Genomic DNA, 17,235 nt, shown 5'->3' with positions numbered 1-17,235 from the left:
TGCAAGGGCGGTGGCCTTACATGTTCGGGTAGTTCGGCCCGCCAGCGCCTTCAGGGGTGACCCAGGTGATGTTCTGGGCCGGGTCCTTGATGTCGCAGGTCTTGCAGTGTACGCAGTTCTGGGCGTTGATCTGGAAGCGCTTGCTGCCGTCTTCCTGGCTGACCACTTCGTACACGCCTGCCGGGCAGTAACGCTGGGCGGGTTCGTCGTACAGCGGCAGGTTGCTGGCGATCGGTACGTTCGGGTCGGTCAGTTTCAGGTGGCAGGGTTGTTCCTCTTCGTGGTTGGTGCTGGAGAGGAATACCGAGCTGAGCTTGTCGAAGCTGAGCTTGCCGTCCGGTTTCGGGTAGTCGATCTTTTTCGACTCGGACGCAAGCTTGAGGCAGGCATAGTCCGGCTTGGTGTCGTGCAGGGTGAACGGCAGCTTGCCGCCGAACCAGTTCTGGTCGACATAGTTGAACGCACCGCCCAGCAGTGGCCCGAACTTGTGCAGCGCAGGGCCGAAGTTGCGGCTGGCGAACAGTTCTTCATACAGCCAGCTGGCCTTGAAGGCGCTGACGTAACCGTTGAGCTGGTCACCGCCCTCGCTGCCGGCGATCAGTGCATCGGCCACCGCGTCGGCGGCGAGCATGCCGGACTTCATCGCGGTATGGCTGCCCTTGATCTTGGAAAAGTTCAGGGTGCCGAGGTCGCAGCCGATCAGCGCGCCGCCATTGAACACCATTTTCGGCAGCGAGTTCAGGCCGCCCTTGCAGATGGCACGGGCGCCGTAGCTGATGCGCTTGCCGCCTTCGAGGTACTGGCTCATCACCGGGTGGTGCTTGAGGCGCTGGAATTCATCGAACGGCGACAGATACGGGTTGGCGTAGGAGAGGTCGACGATCAGGCCGACGACTACCTGGTTGTTTTCCAGGTGATAGAGGAACGATCCGCCGGTGTTGTCCTTGCTGGTCACGTCCAGCGGCCAGCCTGCGGTGTGCACGACCAGGCCCTGCTCGTGCTTGGCCGGGTCGATTTCCCAGATTTCCTTCAGGCCAATGCCATAGTGTTGGACGTCGGATTCGCTGTCGAGGTTGAAGCGCTTGATCAGTTGCTTGCCGATATGGCCACGGCAGCCCTCGGCAAACAGGGTGTATTTGGCACGCAGTTCCATGCCCGGGGTATACAGGCCTTCCTTCGGGTTGCCTTCGCGGTCGACACCCAGGTCGCCGGTGATGATGCCGCGGACCACGCCGTTTTCGTCGAACAACGCTTCCTGGGCGGCGAAGCCTGGGTAGATTTCCACACCCAGGTTTTCGGCCTGCTGGGCCAGCCAGCGGCACAGGTTGCCCAGGGAGATGATGTAGTTGCCCTGGTTATGCATGGTCTTGGGCACGAACAGGTCAGGGACCTTGGTCGAGCTGCCCGCATCCTTGAGCACATAGATATCGTCGCGTTTCACTTCGGTGTTGAGCGGTGCGCCGAGTGCTTTCCAGTCGGGGAACAACTCGTTCAGGGCGCGGGGTTCGAACACCGCGCCGGAGAGAATATGAGCACCTACTTCGGAGCCTTTTTCCACCACGCAGACGCTGATCTCGCTACCGGCTTCGGCGGCCTTCTGCTTCAGTCGGCAGGCGGCGGACAGGCCGGCAGGGCCTGCGCCGACGATGACCACGTCGAATTCCATGTATTCGCGTTCCACAGGTTCTCTCCTACTCATCAAGGCTCGTGCTGTTGCTATGTCTTATGGGTGCTTGCGTGCGGCGGCGCTTTACTGGCGCGAAACTGTAGCTACGCAATGGATGGAATACACCGTTTTGTCTTGGCGCGCATTATATCTACACCACTTGGCGGGTCCAATACAAACGTTTGTTTGAATTTGCCGGAGCCCAGTAAAATCACAGGAGCGCGGCTGGAAGGTGACCGATTTGCCGTATTGACCGGATTGGGTGTTACGGTCAAGATACGAGCGGTTTTACGTTCGCCGTAGGCTTGCAGCCGGGCGCAGGTACACCTCTAAAGACCAGGTGTGGAGCAGGGTTGTCGGCATGAATGCCGATTTGTAGTGGAGTTTACACGCCACGACAGAAAATGACCCGTGGGTATTTGCCGCAACAGTCGCGACAAGACTGTTCGGTCACCCTGAAGTATGCCCCTTCCGGTACGTTTTTAGAGGTGCCCTTGTACCCACGCGCATCGCAGGGCTCTGCCCCAGGCGACTATCTATTCACCGGAGAGTAACGAGGAATCCATGAAGGTTCTTGTAGCTGTCAAACGAGTGGTCGACTACAACGTCAAGGTTCGCGTCAAGGCGGACAACTCCGGCGTCGACCTTGCTAACGTCAAGATGTCCATGAACCCCTTCTGCGAGATCGCCGTGGAAGAAGCCGTACGCCTGAAGGAAAAGGGCGTCGCCACCGAGATCGTTGTTGTCTCCGTCGGTCCGGCCACTGCCCAGGAGCAGCTGCGTACTGCCCTGGCCTTGGGTGCTGACCGCGCCATTCTGGTCGAAGCCGCTGACGAGCTGAATTCCCTGGCCGTGGCCAAGGCGCTCAAAGCCGTTGTCGACAAGGAGCAGCCTCAGCTGGTCATCCTCGGCAAGCAAGCCATCGACAGTGACAACAACCAGACCGGCCAGATGCTGGCCGCGCTGACCGGCTTCGCCCAGGGCACCTTCGCCTCCAAGGTCGAAGTCGCTGGCGACAAGCTGAACGTCACTCGCGAGATCGACGGCGGCCTGCAGACCGTTTCGCTGAACCTGCCGGCCATCGTCACCACCGACCTGCGCCTGAACGAGCCACGCTACGCGTCGCTGCCGAATATCATGAAGGCCAAGAAGAAGCCGCTGGAGACCCTCACTCCAGACGCGCTGGGCGTTTCCCTCGCCTCCACCAACAAGACCCTGAAAGTCGAAGCGCCGGCTGCCCGCAGCGCTGGCATCAAGGTCAAATCGGTGGCCGAACTGGTCGAGAAGCTGAAGAACGAAGCGAAGGTAATCTAAATGACTATCCTGGTTGTCGCTGAATACGAGAACGGTGCCGTAGCCCCGGCCACCCTGAACACCGTCGCCGCTGCCGCCAAGATCGGTGGTGATATCCATGTACTGGTCGCAGGCGCCAACGTCGGTGGTGTCGCCGAAGCCGCTGCCAAGATCGCTGGCGTAGCCAAGGTGCTGGTTGCCGATAACGCCGCCTACGCCCATGTGCTGCCGGAGAACGTCGCGCCGCTGATCGTCGAGCTGGCCAAGGGTTACAGCCACGTACTGGCTCCGGCCACCACCAATGGCAAGAACATCCTGCCACGCGTCGCTGCGCTGCTGGACGTGGACCAGATCTCCGAGATCATCTCGGTCGAGTCCGCCGATACCTTCAAGCGCCCGATCTACGCCGGTAACGCCATTGCCACCGTGCAATCGAACGCCGCCATCAAGGTCATCACGGTGCGTACCACTGGTTTCGACGCCGTGGCCGCCGAAGGTGGTTCGGCTGCCGTGGAGGCTGTCGGCGCTGCGCACAACGCGGGTATCTCGGCCTTCGTTGGCGAAGAGCTGGCCAAGTCCGACCGCCCAGAGCTGACCGCTGCCAAGATCGTCGTGTCCGGCGGCCGTGGCATGGGCAACGGTGACAACTTCAAGCACCTGTACAGCCTGGCCGACAAGCTCGGCGCTGCCGTCGGTGCCTCGCGCGCCGCGGTCGACGCAGGCTTCGTGCCGAACGACATGCAGGTCGGCCAGACCGGCAAGATCGTCGCGCCTCAGCTGTACATCGCCGTCGGTATCTCCGGCGCGATCCAGCACCTGGCGGGCATGAAGGACTCCAAGGTGATCGTCGCGATCAACAAGGATGAAGAAGCACCGATCTTCCAGGTTGCCGATTACGGCCTGGTTGCCGACCTCTTCGAGGCCGTTCCAGAGCTGGAAAAGCTGGTCTGATCCGCCTGCTTCACTTATAAAGAAGCCCGGCCCTCGCACTGAGGGCCGGGCTTTTTTGTTGCAGGGCAAGGAGTGAAGGATGGTAATGCGCGAAGCGGGCAGGGTGCTGGCATGCATGGTGGCGCTGCTGTCGTCGGCGGTGATGGCGGCAGGCAAGTGCGAGCGCCTGGTGGCCACTGGCAGTCCGGACGCACCACCCTATTCCTGGCAGGACCCGCTCGACCCGAAACACCTGGTTGGCGCCAATGTCGACCTGTTGCGCCAGGTCCTCGGCGAATTGGGCGTGAAAGTCGAGGTGCTCAGTGCCGGTCGGCGCGATCAGGCGCTGGAGGAGGTGCGCAGCGGGCGCATGGATTTGCTGCTCGACACCCCCATGCAAGTGCAGCAGTTGACTGCGTTGGACTACATCCACCCGCCGTTGCAGCTCAATGAATACCTGGTTTGGACCCGTCACGATGCCACGCTGGAGTTCGACGGCCCGGCAGACCTGGCCAAGTATCAGGGCAGCCTCTCCGAACGCGCGCGCCTGACGCCGGCATTCACCGCTTTCGCCAAGGCTCAGCTGAAGCTGGACCCGGCGCAGAACCTCACCCAGGCCTTTCAGAAACTGGTGCTGGGCCAGGTCGATTATGTGCTGGCCGGGCGCTACTCGGGCATGGCAATGACCCAGAGCCTGGGCATGAGCAATAACCTCATCGCCCGCGGCTTGCCGGTCGACCGCCCAGGCCTGTACCTGGCCGTGTCGCATAATTCGGCTTGCAATGATGCGTGGTTGCGTGGGCAACTGGCGAAAAAGCTGACAGAATTGCCGGTCTCCGGTGCGTCCGAAGCCGTGCTGCAGCGTAATGTCGAGCGCTGGAAAGCGCAGATGCAAGTGCAGGCGGACGCCCCAAAACATTAGGAAGAGTGCGTGAGAACCCAATCCCTTATCCTGGCCGTGGCCATGCTCGGCCTGGCAGGCTGCGCCAACGACCCGGCGCCCAATGAGCAGATGCGAATCACCGAGCAGGCGCTGGAACAGGCCAAGGCAGTTGGTGCCAGCGACCAGGTCGAGGCGCTCAAGCTGGCCGAAGACAAGTTCGCCCGGGCCAAGACCAACATGCTGACCGAAGACTACCGTGACGCACGCATGCGTGCCGAGCAGGCCGAACTGGACGCCCGCCTGGCCGAGGCCCAGGTGCTGAACCAGAAGAGCGAAGAGCAGCTTCAGTTGCTGCAATCGCGGGTCAAGCGCCTGCGCAAGCAGTTGGAGGTGCAGCCATGATCAGCCTCAATGCGAAAACCGTACTGGCGCTGCTGGTGCTATCGGCCGGCTTGCAGGGCTGTGCCAGCCAGCGCAGTTCGGCGGCACTGGATGATGCGACGGTGGCCTTCCAGAAGGTCAAGGACGATGCCGACGTACTGCGCAGCGCCCCGCGTGACGTGCTTCGTGCCGGTGAATCGCTGTCCCGCGCCGAGCGCCTCTCCGGCTACATTGGTACGGGCAGCGACGTGCGCCACTATGCCTACCTGAGCCAGCGCTACAGTGAGATCGCCAGCGAGCACGCCAAGCTGGCGCTGAGCGAGGAGCGTCGGACCAAGCTCGACCTTGAGCGCCAGCGTCTCCAGCTTGCCTTGCGAGAGGCCAAATTGGCCAGTGTGCAGCAGCAGGGCAAGTGGGTGGAGAACCAGATTGCCGCGTTGGCTTCGGAGCAGGCCGACCGAGGTCTGGTGATGACCCTGAGCGATGTGCTGTTCGATACCGGCAGTGCCGACCTGAAGAACTCGGCCAGCCGCACCGTGCTCAAGCTGGTGCAGTTCCTCCAGCTCAATCCGCGCCGCGTGGTGCGGATCGAGGGCTATACCGACAGCACTGGCGCGCCTGAGGACAACCTCAAGCTGTCGCGCGATCGTGCCCAGTCGGTGGCTGACATGCTGGTCGACCTGGGGATCGATGAGAAGCGCATGCAGGTCGAGGGTTACGGCGACCAATACCCGATCGAGGCCAATGCGTCGGAGCGGGGCAGGGCGCAGAACCGCCGGGTGGAAATCGTTTTCTCTGACGATAAGGGCAGGCTTGCCCCGGCACGCTGACTTCGAAACACCAGGGGCCGCTTAGCGGCCCTTTTCGATAGGGCGGAGCGGCCCGCGGTTAATCAGTTAGATGGCGGTCACACACTGTATTGTTGACTAACTTGCCATCTGTCCCAGTACACTTTGCAACTGTTACGGTATGCTCTACCGTCAGTAAAGTCGTACAAGAACAACAGGCCGCCTGCGCATCGAGATACCGCCATGACCAACCTGCTGCTGTACCAGCGTATCGCCCAGCAACTGGCCGATGACATCCGTCGCGGTGTCTATCAGCCAGGTGAGCGCGTACCGTCCGTGCGCAAGATGAGTGCCCAGCTCAACGTCAGCCATGCCACGGTGTTGCAGGCCTACGCCAATCTCGAGGATCAGGGCTTGATCCGGGCCCGGCCGCAGTCGGGCTACTATGTGCACCAGACTCCCGCCCTGACTGCGCAGACCCCGGATATCGCTCGCGTCGAGCGCCCTGGGCTGGTTACGCGGGCCAGCATCATTCAGCAGGTGCTGACCGAGGCGCGTCGCGATGGCGTGTTCCCGTTCGGCGCCGCCGTGCCGCACGTCGACTACCTGCCGGTGCGTGCGCTGCATCAGCAGATCGCCAAGGTCACCCGCTTTCACAGCCCACGTGCCTTCAGCTATATGTTCAGCCCTGGCTTCGAGCCACTGCGCAGGCAGATCGCAATCCGCATGCGCGACGCCGGTGTGCTGGTCGACCCGCGCGAGGTGATCGTCACACATGGCTGTGTCGATGCCTTGCAGATGTCGCTGCGGGTGCTGACCCGCCCGGGGGACCTGATCGCAGCCGAGTCGCCGACCTATTACGGGCTGTTGCAATTGGCGGACCTGCTGGGGCTGAAGGTCATCGAAATCCCCAGTGACCCATCCACTGGGATCAGCCTTGAAGCTTTGCAATTGGCCGCCAATCAGTGGTCGATCAAGGCCTTGGTGCTCACCACGCGCCTGAGCAATCCGCTGGGTGGCACGGTGCCTGAGGAGCGACAGAAGCAGTTGCTGCGCCTGGCGTCGGACTTCGATATCCAGATCGTCGAAGACGACATCTATGGCGAATTGATGTTCGAGCAGGGCAAGACCAAGGCGCTCAAGGCCTTCGACCGGCTGGACCGGGTCATCTATTGCTCGAGCTTTTCCAAGACCCTTTCGCCCGGGGTGCGGGTTGGCTGGATGGTGGCAGGGCGTTACCAGGATGAAATCCAGCGCCTGCAGACCTTCACCACTCATTCGGCGTGCAGCGTGACGCAGATGGGCGTGGCGGCGTACCTGGAGAACGGTGGCTACGACCGGCACCTGCGCTATATCCGCCAGGAGTACCGCAAGAACCTCAGCGCCTACCAGCTGGCGGTGCAGCAGCACTTCCCGGAAGGTACCCAGATGACCCGGCCAACCGGCGGTTTCATCCTTTGGGTCAGCCTGCCGGGGCGGGTCAATACCCAAGAGTTGCATGTGCGTGCGCTGGAGCAGGGCATCAGTATCGCGCCCGGGTTGATCTTCAGTAACACCGAACAGTTCAACCACTGCATCCGGCTCAACTGTGGCATTCCATGGAACAAGGAGGCCGAGCGCGCGGTTATCACGCTTGGCCTGTTGGCCCAGCAATTATGCAGAGAATCGCAGTCCTCGCTTTTGTAGGCTTGCCAGCCGCGGGCGGAACGGGGAGCATACGCACTTTTCCAGCCCCGTCTGCCTGTCGATGTCCATGAACCTGTTGCGTAGTGCTGCCCTGTTTATCTGTATTGCCCCGTTCTACCTGCCTTGCGGTGTGGTTCAGGCTGCCCAGCCTGCTGCCCAGGTGCAGGCGGGGCATGACAAGGCAGCAGGCAAGGCGCCAGCGAAGCCGGTAGCGAAGGCCAAGCCGGCTGCCAGCAAGGCCAAAGCCAAAGTCAAAGCCAAGTCGGTCAGCAAGGCGGTCACGCAGCCGTTGCCCAAGGCCAGGCTGGACTTGAGCCTGCCGACTGACATGGTCAACAATCTCGAGCCTGAAGTCGGCGATCCAGCGACTCGTCGCAAGCCGTTGCTACCCGCCATGTTCGCCGAAAAACCGGAATCCAGCGACAGTCCGTTCCAGCTCAACGGCCGTTTGATCAGCAACGAGATGCAGCTGCAGCTGCGCAACGACAGTCGCCACGAAGTGGAAGGTGCGGCAATCGATTTCCAGTTCCGCAATTGAGCAGGCTCAACTGACTGCTGGGTCACGGCAGATTTCATCGGGCCAGCAATTTCAAACGTATGTTTGAGCGGTTACTATCCAGGGACGTTCGTCCCGTTTTGTTCCAGGGAGTCCTGATTCAGCCATGAAGTGTCGTGAGGGTTGTGGTGCCTGTTGCATCGCCCCATCCATCAGCTCGGCGATGCCGCGCATGCCACAGGGCAAGCCGGCGGGCGAGCGCTGCCTGCACCTGACGCCTGAAAACCTCTGTGACCTGTTCGGCAAGCCCGAGCGGCCGGCGGTGTGCGGTGGATTCAAGGCGGATATCGAGGTGTGCGGCAGTAACCGCGACGAGGCAATCAGGATTCTTGGCTGGTGGGAGCAGATGACGGCGGCGTGAGAGGCTGGATCTTCGACAACAAGGATAAACATGATGAGATCGTTCAAGCGTATTGCACTGCTGTGTGGCATGGGTGTCCTGCTGGCGCCGGCGGCCTGGGCCGAGAACTGGCAGGTGGCCAAGGACGAAGAGGGGATCAAGGTCTCGCTCAGTGAGGTGCCGGGCTCCAAGTACAAGGCCTACCAGGGCGTGACCGTCATCAAGGCGCCATTGGCCAAGGTGCAGGCGCTGCAGGAGGATGTGGCAGGGGCTTGCTCGTGGATTCACGAATGCAGGTCGCAAAAGCTGCTCAAGCACGAAGGCGACCAGAGCTGGACCTACACCCAGTTCAATACACCGTGGCCGGTGACGCCCCGGGACTCGGTGTTGCGCGTGACCACGGTCAAGGGTGCGGATGGCAGCTTGACGCGAAACCTCAAAGAAGAGCCAACGTATATCCCGGAAGAAAAGGGCTTTGTGCGGGTGGCGAAGGTGGAAGGTTTCTGGAAGCTGGTGCCCAAGGGTGACAGTACCGAAGTGACTTACCAGGTGCACACCGAGCCGGGCGGCAGCGTGCCCTCGATGATCGCCAACAAGTTCGTGGTCGATTCGCCGTTCAATACCCTCAAGGCGTTGCGCGAGCGGGCCGAGAAGAACTGAGGTCGACTCGCCGGCAAGGCAATAAAAAAGGCTGCCCGAGGGCAGCCTTTTGCGTTCGGCGGGTAAGGCTTACTTGCGGTCCTTCAGCTCGACGATGTCGCGCTGCAGTTCGCCGGTGTAGAGCTGGCGAGGGCGGCCGATCTTGTACGGGCTGGAGAGCATTTCTTTCCAGTGCGAGATCCAGCCGACGGTGCGTGCCAGGGCGAAGATCACGGTGAACATGCTGGTCGGAATGCCGATCGCCTTCAGGATGATGCCCGAGTAGAAGTCGACGTTCGGGTACAGCGAGCGCTCGATGAAGTACGGATCGGTGAGGGCGATCTCTTCCAGGCGCATGGCCAGTTCCAGCTGCGGATCGTTCTTGATGCCCAGCTCGCCCAGGACTTCGTCGCAGGTCTTCTTCATCACGGTGGCGCGCGGGTCACGGTTCTTGTAAACCCGGTGACCGAAGCCCATCAGCTTGAACGGGTCGTTCTTGTCCTTGGCCTTGGCGATGTACTTGTCGATGTTGGAAACATCGCCAATTTCATCGAGCATGGTCAGCACCGCTTCGTTCGCGCCGCCATGGGCCGGGCCCCACAGTGCGGCGATGCCGGCAGCGATACAGGCGAACGGGTTGGCGCCCGACGAGCCTGCCAGGCGCACGGTCGAGGTGGAGGCGTTCTGCTCGTGATCGGCGTGGAGGATGAAGATCCGGTCCATCGCCTTGGCCAGTACCGGACTGATCGGTTTGATCTCGCACGGGGTGTTGAACATCATGTGCAGGAAGTTTTCCGCGTACGACAAGTCGTTGCGCGGGTACATCATCGGCTGGCCCATGGAGTACTTGTAAACCATTGCGGCCAGGGTCGGCATCTTGGCGACCAGGCGCACCGCGGAGATTTCGCGGTGTTGCGGGTTATTGATGTCCAGGGAGTCGTGGTAGAACGCCGACAGGGCGCCGACCACGCCGCACATCACCGCCATCGGGTGTGCGTCGCGGCGGAAACCGTTGAAGAAGGACTTCAGCTGTTCGTGAACCATGGTGTGGTTCTTGACGGTGCTGACGAACTGGGCCTTCTGCTCGGCATTCGGCAATTCGCCGTTGAGCAGCAGGTAGCAGGTTTCCAGGTAATCCGATTGCTCGGCGAGCTGTTCGATCGGGTAGCCGCGGTGCAGCAGCACGCCTTTGTCGCCGTCGATGTAGGTGATCTTCGACTCGCACGAGGCAGTCGCCATGAAACCAGGATCGAAGGTGAAGTGACCAGTGGCCCCCAACCCGCGGACGTCGATTACATCAGGACCAACGGTGCCGGTTAAAATGGGCAGCTCGACGGGGGCAGCGCCCTCGATGACCAACTGCGCTTTTTTGTCAGCCATGTGGCCTCCTATTAATGCTTGAAATCATCAGACAGCCCCCCACGCAGGGCCCGCACCACTATAGAGAAGTAAATTCGAATGTCAATTTGCCTAAAGGCTGGTTGAAACGGCCTTCGAGGCCTGATTTTTCACGAAATTCTCGCCCATTTACGCCTTTTGCTCGCTAAAGGCAATCCGCTATTTGGGCTACCCCGTCACGTTGTCATAAGCAGCCTAACTGTCTATACTCGGCACCCGACTCCCATGGGCTTGCAAGCCCGAACTGCTGGGGTCGCCGTTCCCTGGGTGGTGGGTACCTGACCAGTACACTTACCAACAACTTTGCCCTGATTCGCTAGGGGCTCTTCAGTGTGAAAAAAGCCGTGAAAAGCCAACGACCTGTAAACCTAGACCTAAGGACCATCAAGCTTCCTGTCACTGCGTACACGTCCATTCTGCACCGTATCTCCGGCGTCATCCTGTTCCTCGGCCTTGCCATCATGCTTTATGCACTGGGCAAGTCGCTGGGTTCCGAGGAAGGCTTCGGTGAGGTGAAGGCGTGTCTGACCAGCCCGCTGGCCAAGTTCGTGACCTGGGGCCTGCTGTCCGCCCTGCTTTATCACCTCGTGGCAGGTGTACGCCACCTGATCATGGACATGGGCATCGGTGAGACGCTGGAAGGCGGCAAGCTGGGCTCGAAAATCGTGATCGTCATCTCCGTGGTGCTGATCGTTCTGGTGGGAGTTTGGGTATGGTAACCAATGTCACGAACCTGTCGCGTTCGGGCCTCTATGACTGGATGGCGCAGCGCGTATCGGCGGTCGTTCTCGCGGCTTACTTCATTTTCCTGATCGGCTACGTGGTCTGCCACCCAGGCATCGACTACACCCAGTGGCATGGTCTGTTCTCCAACAACGCGATGCGGATCTTCAGTCTGCTGGCCCTGGTTGCCCTTGGCGCTCACGCCTGGGTCGGCATGTGGACCATCGCCACCGACTACCTGACGCCGATGTCGTTCGGCAAGTCGGCGACTGCGATTCGTTTCCTGTTCCAGGCGGTATGCGGCGTTGCGATGTTCGCTTACTTCGTCTGGGGTGTGCAGATTCTCTGGGGTATCTGATCCATGGCTAGCATTCCAACCATTTCCTTCGACGCCATCATCATCGGTGGCGGCGGTGCCGGCATGCGCGCAGCGCTGCAGCTGGCCCAGGGCGGTCACAAGACTGCCGTAGTCACCAAGGTCTTCCCGACCCGTTCGCACACTGTATCCGCCCAGGGCGGCATCACTTGCGCCATCGCTTCGGCCGACCCGAACGACGACTGGCGCTGGCACATGTACGATACCGTCAAGGGCTCCGACTACATCGGTGACCAGGACGCTATCGAATACATGTGTCAGGAAGGCCCGGCTGCGGTCTTCGAGCTGGACCACATGGGCCTGCCGTTCTCGCGTACCGAAACCGGCCGCATCTACCAGCGCCCGTTCGGTGGCCAGTCCAAGGACTTCGGTAAAGGTGGCCAGGCCGCCCGTACCTGTGCTGCATCCGACCGTACCGGTCACGCGTTGCTGCACACCCTGTACCAGGGCAACCTCAAGGCCGGCACCACCTTCCTCAACGAGTACTACGCCGTTGACCTGGTGAAGAACCAGGACGGCGCATTCGTGGGTGTGATCGCGATCTGCATCGAAACCGGCGAAACCCTGTACATCAAGTCCAAGGCCACCGTACTGGCCACTGGCGGTGCCGGCCGTATCTACGCCTCCACCACCAACGCCCTGATCAACACCGGTGACGGTATCGGCATGGCCCTGCGTGCAGGCGTACCGGTACAGGACATCGAAATGTGGCAGTTCCACCCGACCGGTATTGCCGGCGCCGGTGTACTGGTCACCGAAGGTTGCCGCGGTGAAGGTGGCTACCTGATCAACGCCCACGGCGAGCGCTTCATGGAGCGTTACGCGCCGAACGCGAAGGACCTGGCTGGCCGCGACGTGGTTGCCCGTTCCATGGTCAAGGAAATCATCGCCGGCAACGGCGTGGGCCCGAACAAGGACCACGTGCTGCTGAAGCTGGACCACCTGGGCGAGGAAGTGCTGCACAGCCGCCTGCCAGGTATCTGCGAACTGTCCAAGACCTTCGCCCACGTCGACCCGGTCGTCGCGCCGGTCCCGGTCGTTCCGACCTGCCACTACATGATGGGTGGTGTTGCCACCAACATTCATGGCCAGGCCATCACCATGGACGCCGAAGGCAAGGACCAGATCATTCCAGGTCTGTTCGCCGTAGGTGAAGTGGCGTGCGTATCGGTACACGGTGCCAACCGCCTGGGCGGCAACTCGCTGCTCGACCTGGTGGTGTTCGGCCGCGCCGCCGGCCTGCACCTGGAGAAGTCGCTGAGCGAAGGCGTGGAATACCGCGACGCCAGCGATACCGATATCGATGTCGCCCTGAACCGCCTGAACAAGCTCAACGAGCGTACTTCCGGTGAAGACGTTGCCAGCCTGAAGCGTGAGCTGCAGAGCTGCATGCAGAACTACTTCGGTGTATTCCGTACTGGCGAATACATGCAGAAGGGTATCGAGCAGCTGGCTGGCCTGCGTGAGCGCATCGCCAACGTCAAGATCAACGACAAGTCCAAGGCCTTCAACACCGCGCGTATCGAGGCGCTGGAGCTGCAGAACCTGCTGGAAGTCGCCGAAGCTACCGCCATTGCGGCCGAAGCCCGTAAAGAGTCCCGCGGCGCTCACGCCCGTGAAGACTTCGAAGACCGTGACGACGAAAACTGGCTGTGCCACACCCTGTACTACCCGGGTGAGAAGCGCGTCGCCAAGCGTGGTGTCAACTTTGCGCCGAAGACTGTTCCAGCCTTCGAACCAAAAGTCCGGACTTACTAAGGGTGGCTGCTATGTTGAAAGTCGAAGTTTATCGTTACAACCCGGACACCGACTCGGCGCCCAAGATGGAGTCGTTCGACGTCGATACCGGTGGCAAGGACCTTATGGTGCTGGACGTGCTGGCGCTGATCAAGGAAAAGGACGAGGGCTTCTCGTACCGTCGCTCCTGCCGCGAAGGCGTTTGCGGTTCCGATGGCATGAACATGAACGGCAAGAACGGCCTGGCCTGCATCACCCCGCTGTCGGGCGTGGTCAAGGGTAACAAGCTGGTCCTGCGTCCGCTGCCAGGCCTGCCGGTCATTCGTGACCTGGTGGTCGACATGAGCATCTTCTACAAGCAGTACGAGAAGGTGAAGCCGTTCCTGCAGAACGATACGCCGGCTCCGGCCATCGAGCGTCTGCAGTCGCCGGAAGACCGCGACAAGCTGGACGGTCTGTACGAGTGCATCCTGTGCGCTTGCTGCTCGACCTCCTGCCCGTCGTTCTGGTGGAACCCCGACAAGTTCCTGGGCCCGGCCGCTCTGCTGCAAGCCTACCGTTTCCTGGCCGACAGCCGTGACACCAAGACCCAGGAGCGCCTGGCGTCCCTGGATGACCCGTTCAGCGTATTCCGCTGCCGCGGGATCATGAACTGCGTCAACGTTTGCCCGAAGGGTCTGAACCCGACCAAGGCAATCGGTCACGTACGTAACATGCTGCTGCAAAGCGGCACCTGATACAAAGCGTTGTAACTGCAGTAAGCCGAGGTGCGGGCGCTGAGCCCGCACTGAGGTAAAACCTGAGCAAGGACCCAAAAAGCCCGCGCTCGATACCTATGAAGATATGAGACCAGCAGGGGCTTTCCGGGCTGGTACCCGGAAAATCAGCAGGATCCAAGTGGCGTGGTTCAGTCGCTTTATTCGGACTTTTCCAGGTTTGCTGTGGCTCTCGCCGATCAGTCCCCTAACCGAGGGTGACCAAGCATGCAAGAAAGCGTGATGCAGCGCATGTGGGATAGCGCCCACCTTTCAGGTGGTAACGCTGCATATGTGGAAGAGCTCTACGAGCTCTACCTGCACGACCCTAACGCTGTGCCAGAAGAGTGGCGCACTTACTTCCAGAAGTTGCCAGCCGACGGCAGCACCGCTACCGATGTATCGCACTCGACGATCCGCGACCATTTCGTACTGCTGGCAAAGAACCAGCGCCGCGCACAACCGGTTTCCGCCGGGAGCGTGAGCACAGAACACGAGAAGAAGCAGGTTGAAGTTCTGCGACTGATCCAGGCCTATCGTATGCGCGGCCATCAGGCTGCCAAGCTCGACCCGTTGGGGTTGTGGCAGCGACCTGCGCCTGTAGACCTGTCGATCAATCACTACGGCTTGACCAATGCCGATCTTGATACGACCTTCCGTGCCGGCGACCTGTTCATCGGCAAAGAGGAGGCGAGCCTACGCGAGATCTTCGAGGCGCTCCAGAAGACATATTGTCGCACCATTGGCGCCGAGTTCACCCACATCGTCGATTCCGAGCAGCGCAGCTGGTTCCAGCAGCGTCTGGAAAGCGTGCGCGGCCGTCCGGAGTTCTCGGTCGACGTGCAGACGCACCTGCTCGAGCGCGTGACCGCCGGTGAAGGTCTCGAGAAGTACCTGGGCACCAAGTATCCAGGCACCAAGCGTTTCGGCCTCGAGGGCGGCGAAAGCCTGATCCCGATGCTGGACGAGATGATCCAGCGCTCCGGTTCCTACGGCACCAAGGAAGTCGTGATCGGCATGGCCCACCGCGGCCGTCTGAACGTGCTGGTCAACACCTTCGGCAAGAACCCGCGCGAGCTGTTCGACGAGTTCGAAGGCAAGAAGATGAACGAGCTGGGCTCCGGTGACGTGAAGTATCACCAGGGCTTCTCCTCCAACGTGATGACCCCGGGTGGCGAAGTGCACCTGGCCATGGCGTTCAACCCGTCCCACCTGGAAATCGTCTCGCCAGTGGTGGAAGGTTCGGTGCGCGCCCGTCAGGACCGTCGCAACGACACCGTGGGTGACAAGGTTCTGCCGATCTCGATCCACGGCGACGCCGCGTTCGCTGGCCAGGGCGTGGTCATGGAAACCTTCCAGATGTCGCAGACCCGCGGTTTCAAGACCGGCGGTACCGTGCACATCGTGATCAACAACCAGGTCGGTTTCACCATCAGCAACCCGCTGGACGCACGTTCCACCGAGTATGCAACCGACGTCGCCAAGATGATTCAGGCGCCGATCCTGCACGTCAACGGTGACGATCCGGAAGCCGTGCTGTTCGTGACTCAGCTGGCTATCGATTACCGCATGCAGTTCAAGCGTGACGTGGTCATCGACCTGGTCTGCTACCGTCGTCGCGGCCACAACGAGGCCGACGAGCCGAACGGCACCCAGCCGCTGATGTACCAGCAGATCTCCAAGCAGCGCACCACCCGTGAGCTGTATGCCGATTCGCTGATCCAGGCCGGTCGCATCGACGCCGAGCGCGCTCAGGCCAAGATCGATGAGTACCGCAACGCCCTGGACAACGGCCTGCACGTGGTGAAGAGCCTGGTCAAGGAGCCGAACCGCGAGCTGTTCGTCGACTGGCGTCCGTACCTGGGCCATGCCTGGACTGCGCGTCACGATACCCGCTTCGACCTCAAGACCCTGCAGGACCTGTCGGCCAAGCTGCTGGAACTGCCGGAAGGCTTCGTCGTCCAGCGTCAGGTCGCGAAGATCTACGAAGATCGCCAGAAGATGCAGGCCGGTGGCTTGCCGATCAACTGGGGTTATGCAGAGACCATGGCTTACGCCACGCTGCAGTTCGAAGGTCACCCGATCCGCATGACCGGCCAGGACATCGGCCGTGGCACCTTCTCGCACCGTCATGCGGTGCTGCACAACCAGAAGGACGCCAGCACCTACGTACCGCTGAAGAACCTGTTCCCGGGCCAGCCGCGTTTCGAACTGTACGACTCCTTCCTGTCGGAAGAGGCGGTATTGGCGTTCGAATACGGCTACTCGACCACCACGCCGAACGCGCTGGTGATCTGGGAAGCTCAGTTCGGCGACTTCGCCAACGGTGCCCAGGTGGTGATCGACCAGTTCATCACCAGCGGCGAGCACAAGTGGGGCCGCCTGTGCGGTCTGACCATGCTGCTGCCACACGGTTATGAAGGGCAGGGGCCGGAGCACTCCTCCGCGCGTCTGGAGCGTTACCTGCAGCTGTGCGCCGAGCACAACATCCAGGTCTGCGTACCGACCACCCCGGCACAGATCTACCACCTGCTGCGTCGTCAGGTCATTCGCCCGCTGCGCAAGCCGCTGATTGTCCTCACGCCGAAGTCGCTGCTGCGCCACAAGCTGGCCGTCTCGACCCTGGAAGATCTGGCCGAAGGCTCGTTCCAGACCGTGATCCCGGAAATCGACAGCCTCGATCCGGCCAAGGTCGAACGCCTGATCCTGTGCGGCGGCAAGGTCTACTACGACCTGCTGGAAAAACGCCGTGCCGAAGGCCGCGAAGACATCGCGATCCTGCGTCTGGAACAGCTGTATCCGTTCCCTGAGGACGATCTGGTCGAAATCCTGGCGCAATACACCAACCTCAAGCATGCGGTCTGGTGCCAGGAAGAACCGATGAACCAGGGCGCCTGGTACAGCAGTCAGCACCACATGCGCCGGATCCTGGGCCGCCACAACAAGGCACTGGTCCTGGAATACGCCGGCCGCGACGCTTCCGCCGCGCCAGCCTGTGGTTACGCATCGAAGCACGCCGAGCAGCAGGAGAAACTGCTGCAAGACGCCTTCACTGTCTAATGCCTTCGCGCACCTGAAACCGAA

The 17,235-nt window shown here is 61.2% G+C and carries 16 protein-coding genes; 14 read left to right on the top strand and 2 right to left on the bottom strand.

Features of this window, described 5'->3' with window-relative positions; translation table 11 throughout:
* Positions 1 to 16: 16 nt before the first annotated feature.
* Positions 17 to 1,699 carry an electron transfer flavoprotein-ubiquinone oxidoreductase gene (locus tag HU738_RS21265; RefSeq protein WP_186603749.1) on the bottom strand — a complete coding sequence of 561 codons (1,683 nt, stop codon included), beginning with the start codon at positions 1,697 to 1,699 and terminating at the stop codon, positions 17 to 19.
* Positions 1,700 to 2,230: 531 nt separating this feature from the next.
* On the opposite strand from HU738_RS21265, the gene HU738_RS21260 reads away from it, so the two are divergent.
* The 9 genes from HU738_RS21260 to HU738_RS21220 all read left to right on the top strand — a co-directional run bounded on the left by HU738_RS21260 (position 2,231) and on the right by HU738_RS21220 (position 9,183).
* The gene (locus HU738_RS21260) at positions 2,231 to 2,980 is read left to right on the top strand and encodes an electron transfer flavoprotein subunit beta/FixA family protein (protein WP_176506508.1); all 750 of its coding nucleotides are present in this window, start codon (positions 2,231 to 2,233) and stop codon (positions 2,978 to 2,980) included.
* The gene (locus tag HU738_RS21255; RefSeq protein ID WP_176506507.1) at positions 2,981 to 3,910 is read left to right on the top strand and encodes an electron transfer flavoprotein subunit alpha/FixB family protein; all 930 of its coding nucleotides are present in this window, start codon (positions 2,981 to 2,983) and stop codon (positions 3,908 to 3,910) included. It begins immediately after the preceding gene.
* 79 nt (positions 3,911 to 3,989) lie between these two features.
* On the top strand, positions 3,990 to 4,811 hold the full coding sequence (locus HU738_RS21250; protein WP_186603748.1) for a substrate-binding periplasmic protein: 822 nt from the start codon (positions 3,990 to 3,992) through the stop codon (positions 4,809 to 4,811).
* A gap of 9 nt (positions 4,812 to 4,820) precedes the next feature.
* Positions 4,821 to 5,174, top strand: coding sequence for a DUF4398 domain-containing protein (locus HU738_RS21245; protein ID WP_054884065.1), 354 nt, complete (start codon positions 4,821 to 4,823; stop codon positions 5,172 to 5,174).
* A complete protein-coding gene (locus tag HU738_RS21240; RefSeq protein ID WP_176506504.1) occupies positions 5,171 to 5,983 on the top strand; it encodes an OmpA family protein in 813 nt (270 codons plus the stop codon). Before HU738_RS21245 ends, HU738_RS21240 begins: the two co-directional genes overlap by 4 nt.
* 201 nt (positions 5,984 to 6,184) lie before the next feature.
* Positions 6,185 to 7,627, top strand: a complete 1,443-nt coding sequence (locus HU738_RS21235) for an aminotransferase-like domain-containing protein (protein WP_054884063.1) — start codon at positions 6,185 to 6,187, stop codon at positions 7,625 to 7,627.
* Between the two features lie 67 nt (positions 7,628 to 7,694).
* A complete protein-coding gene (locus HU738_RS21230; RefSeq protein ID WP_186603747.1) occupies positions 7,695 to 8,165 on the top strand; it encodes a hypothetical protein in 471 nt (156 codons plus the stop codon).
* 124 nt (positions 8,166 to 8,289) lie between these two features.
* Positions 8,290 to 8,544 carry a YkgJ family cysteine cluster protein gene (locus HU738_RS21225; protein WP_176506502.1) on the top strand — a complete coding sequence of 85 codons (255 nt, stop codon included), beginning with the start codon at positions 8,290 to 8,292 and terminating at the stop codon, positions 8,542 to 8,544.
* Between the two features lie 33 nt (positions 8,545 to 8,577).
* A complete protein-coding gene (locus HU738_RS21220; RefSeq protein WP_186603746.1) occupies positions 8,578 to 9,183 on the top strand; it encodes an START domain-containing protein in 606 nt (201 codons plus the stop codon).
* A gap of 69 nt (positions 9,184 to 9,252) precedes the next feature.
* Here HU738_RS21220 and gltA read toward each other — a convergent pair whose 3' ends face one another.
* Positions 9,253 to 10,542, bottom strand: coding sequence for a citrate synthase (gltA, locus tag HU738_RS21215; RefSeq protein WP_054884059.1), 1,290 nt, complete (start codon positions 10,540 to 10,542; stop codon positions 9,253 to 9,255).
* Positions 10,543 to 10,892: 350 nt separating this feature from the next.
* Here gltA and sdhC point away from each other — a divergent pair, with 350 nt between their 5' ends.
* The 5 genes from sdhC to HU738_RS21190 all read left to right on the top strand — a co-directional run bounded on the left by sdhC (position 10,893) and on the right by HU738_RS21190 (position 17,211).
* On the top strand, positions 10,893 to 11,279 hold the full coding sequence (sdhC, locus tag HU738_RS21210; RefSeq protein WP_012315350.1) for a succinate dehydrogenase, cytochrome b556 subunit: 387 nt from the start codon (positions 10,893 to 10,895) through the stop codon (positions 11,277 to 11,279).
* On the top strand, positions 11,273 to 11,641 hold the full coding sequence (gene sdhD, locus HU738_RS21205) for a succinate dehydrogenase, hydrophobic membrane anchor protein (RefSeq protein WP_027921320.1): 369 nt from the start codon (positions 11,273 to 11,275) through the stop codon (positions 11,639 to 11,641). The genes sdhC and sdhD overlap by 7 nt, the downstream gene beginning before the upstream one ends.
* A gap of 3 nt (positions 11,642 to 11,644) precedes the next feature.
* Positions 11,645 to 13,417, top strand: coding sequence for a succinate dehydrogenase flavoprotein subunit (gene sdhA, locus HU738_RS21200; RefSeq protein ID WP_176506501.1), 1,773 nt, complete (start codon positions 11,645 to 11,647; stop codon positions 13,415 to 13,417).
* Positions 13,418 to 13,428: 11 nt separating this feature from the next.
* Positions 13,429 to 14,133, top strand: coding sequence for a succinate dehydrogenase iron-sulfur subunit (locus HU738_RS21195; protein WP_012315348.1), 705 nt, complete (start codon positions 13,429 to 13,431; stop codon positions 14,131 to 14,133).
* Positions 14,134 to 14,379: 246 nt separating this feature from the next.
* Positions 14,380 to 17,211, top strand: coding sequence for a 2-oxoglutarate dehydrogenase E1 component (locus HU738_RS21190; RefSeq protein ID WP_054884057.1), 2,832 nt, complete (start codon positions 14,380 to 14,382; stop codon positions 17,209 to 17,211).
* Positions 17,212 to 17,235 lie beyond the last annotated feature (24 nt).

Origin of the sequence: Pseudomonas vlassakiae (assembly GCF_014269035.2) — a bacterium.
Taxonomy (GTDB): Bacteria; Pseudomonadota; Gammaproteobacteria; order Pseudomonadales; family Pseudomonadaceae; genus Aquipseudomonas; species Aquipseudomonas vlassakiae.
The sequence above is the reverse complement of the archived record's forward strand: the minus strand, read 5'-3'. Positions and strand labels throughout refer to the sequence as shown.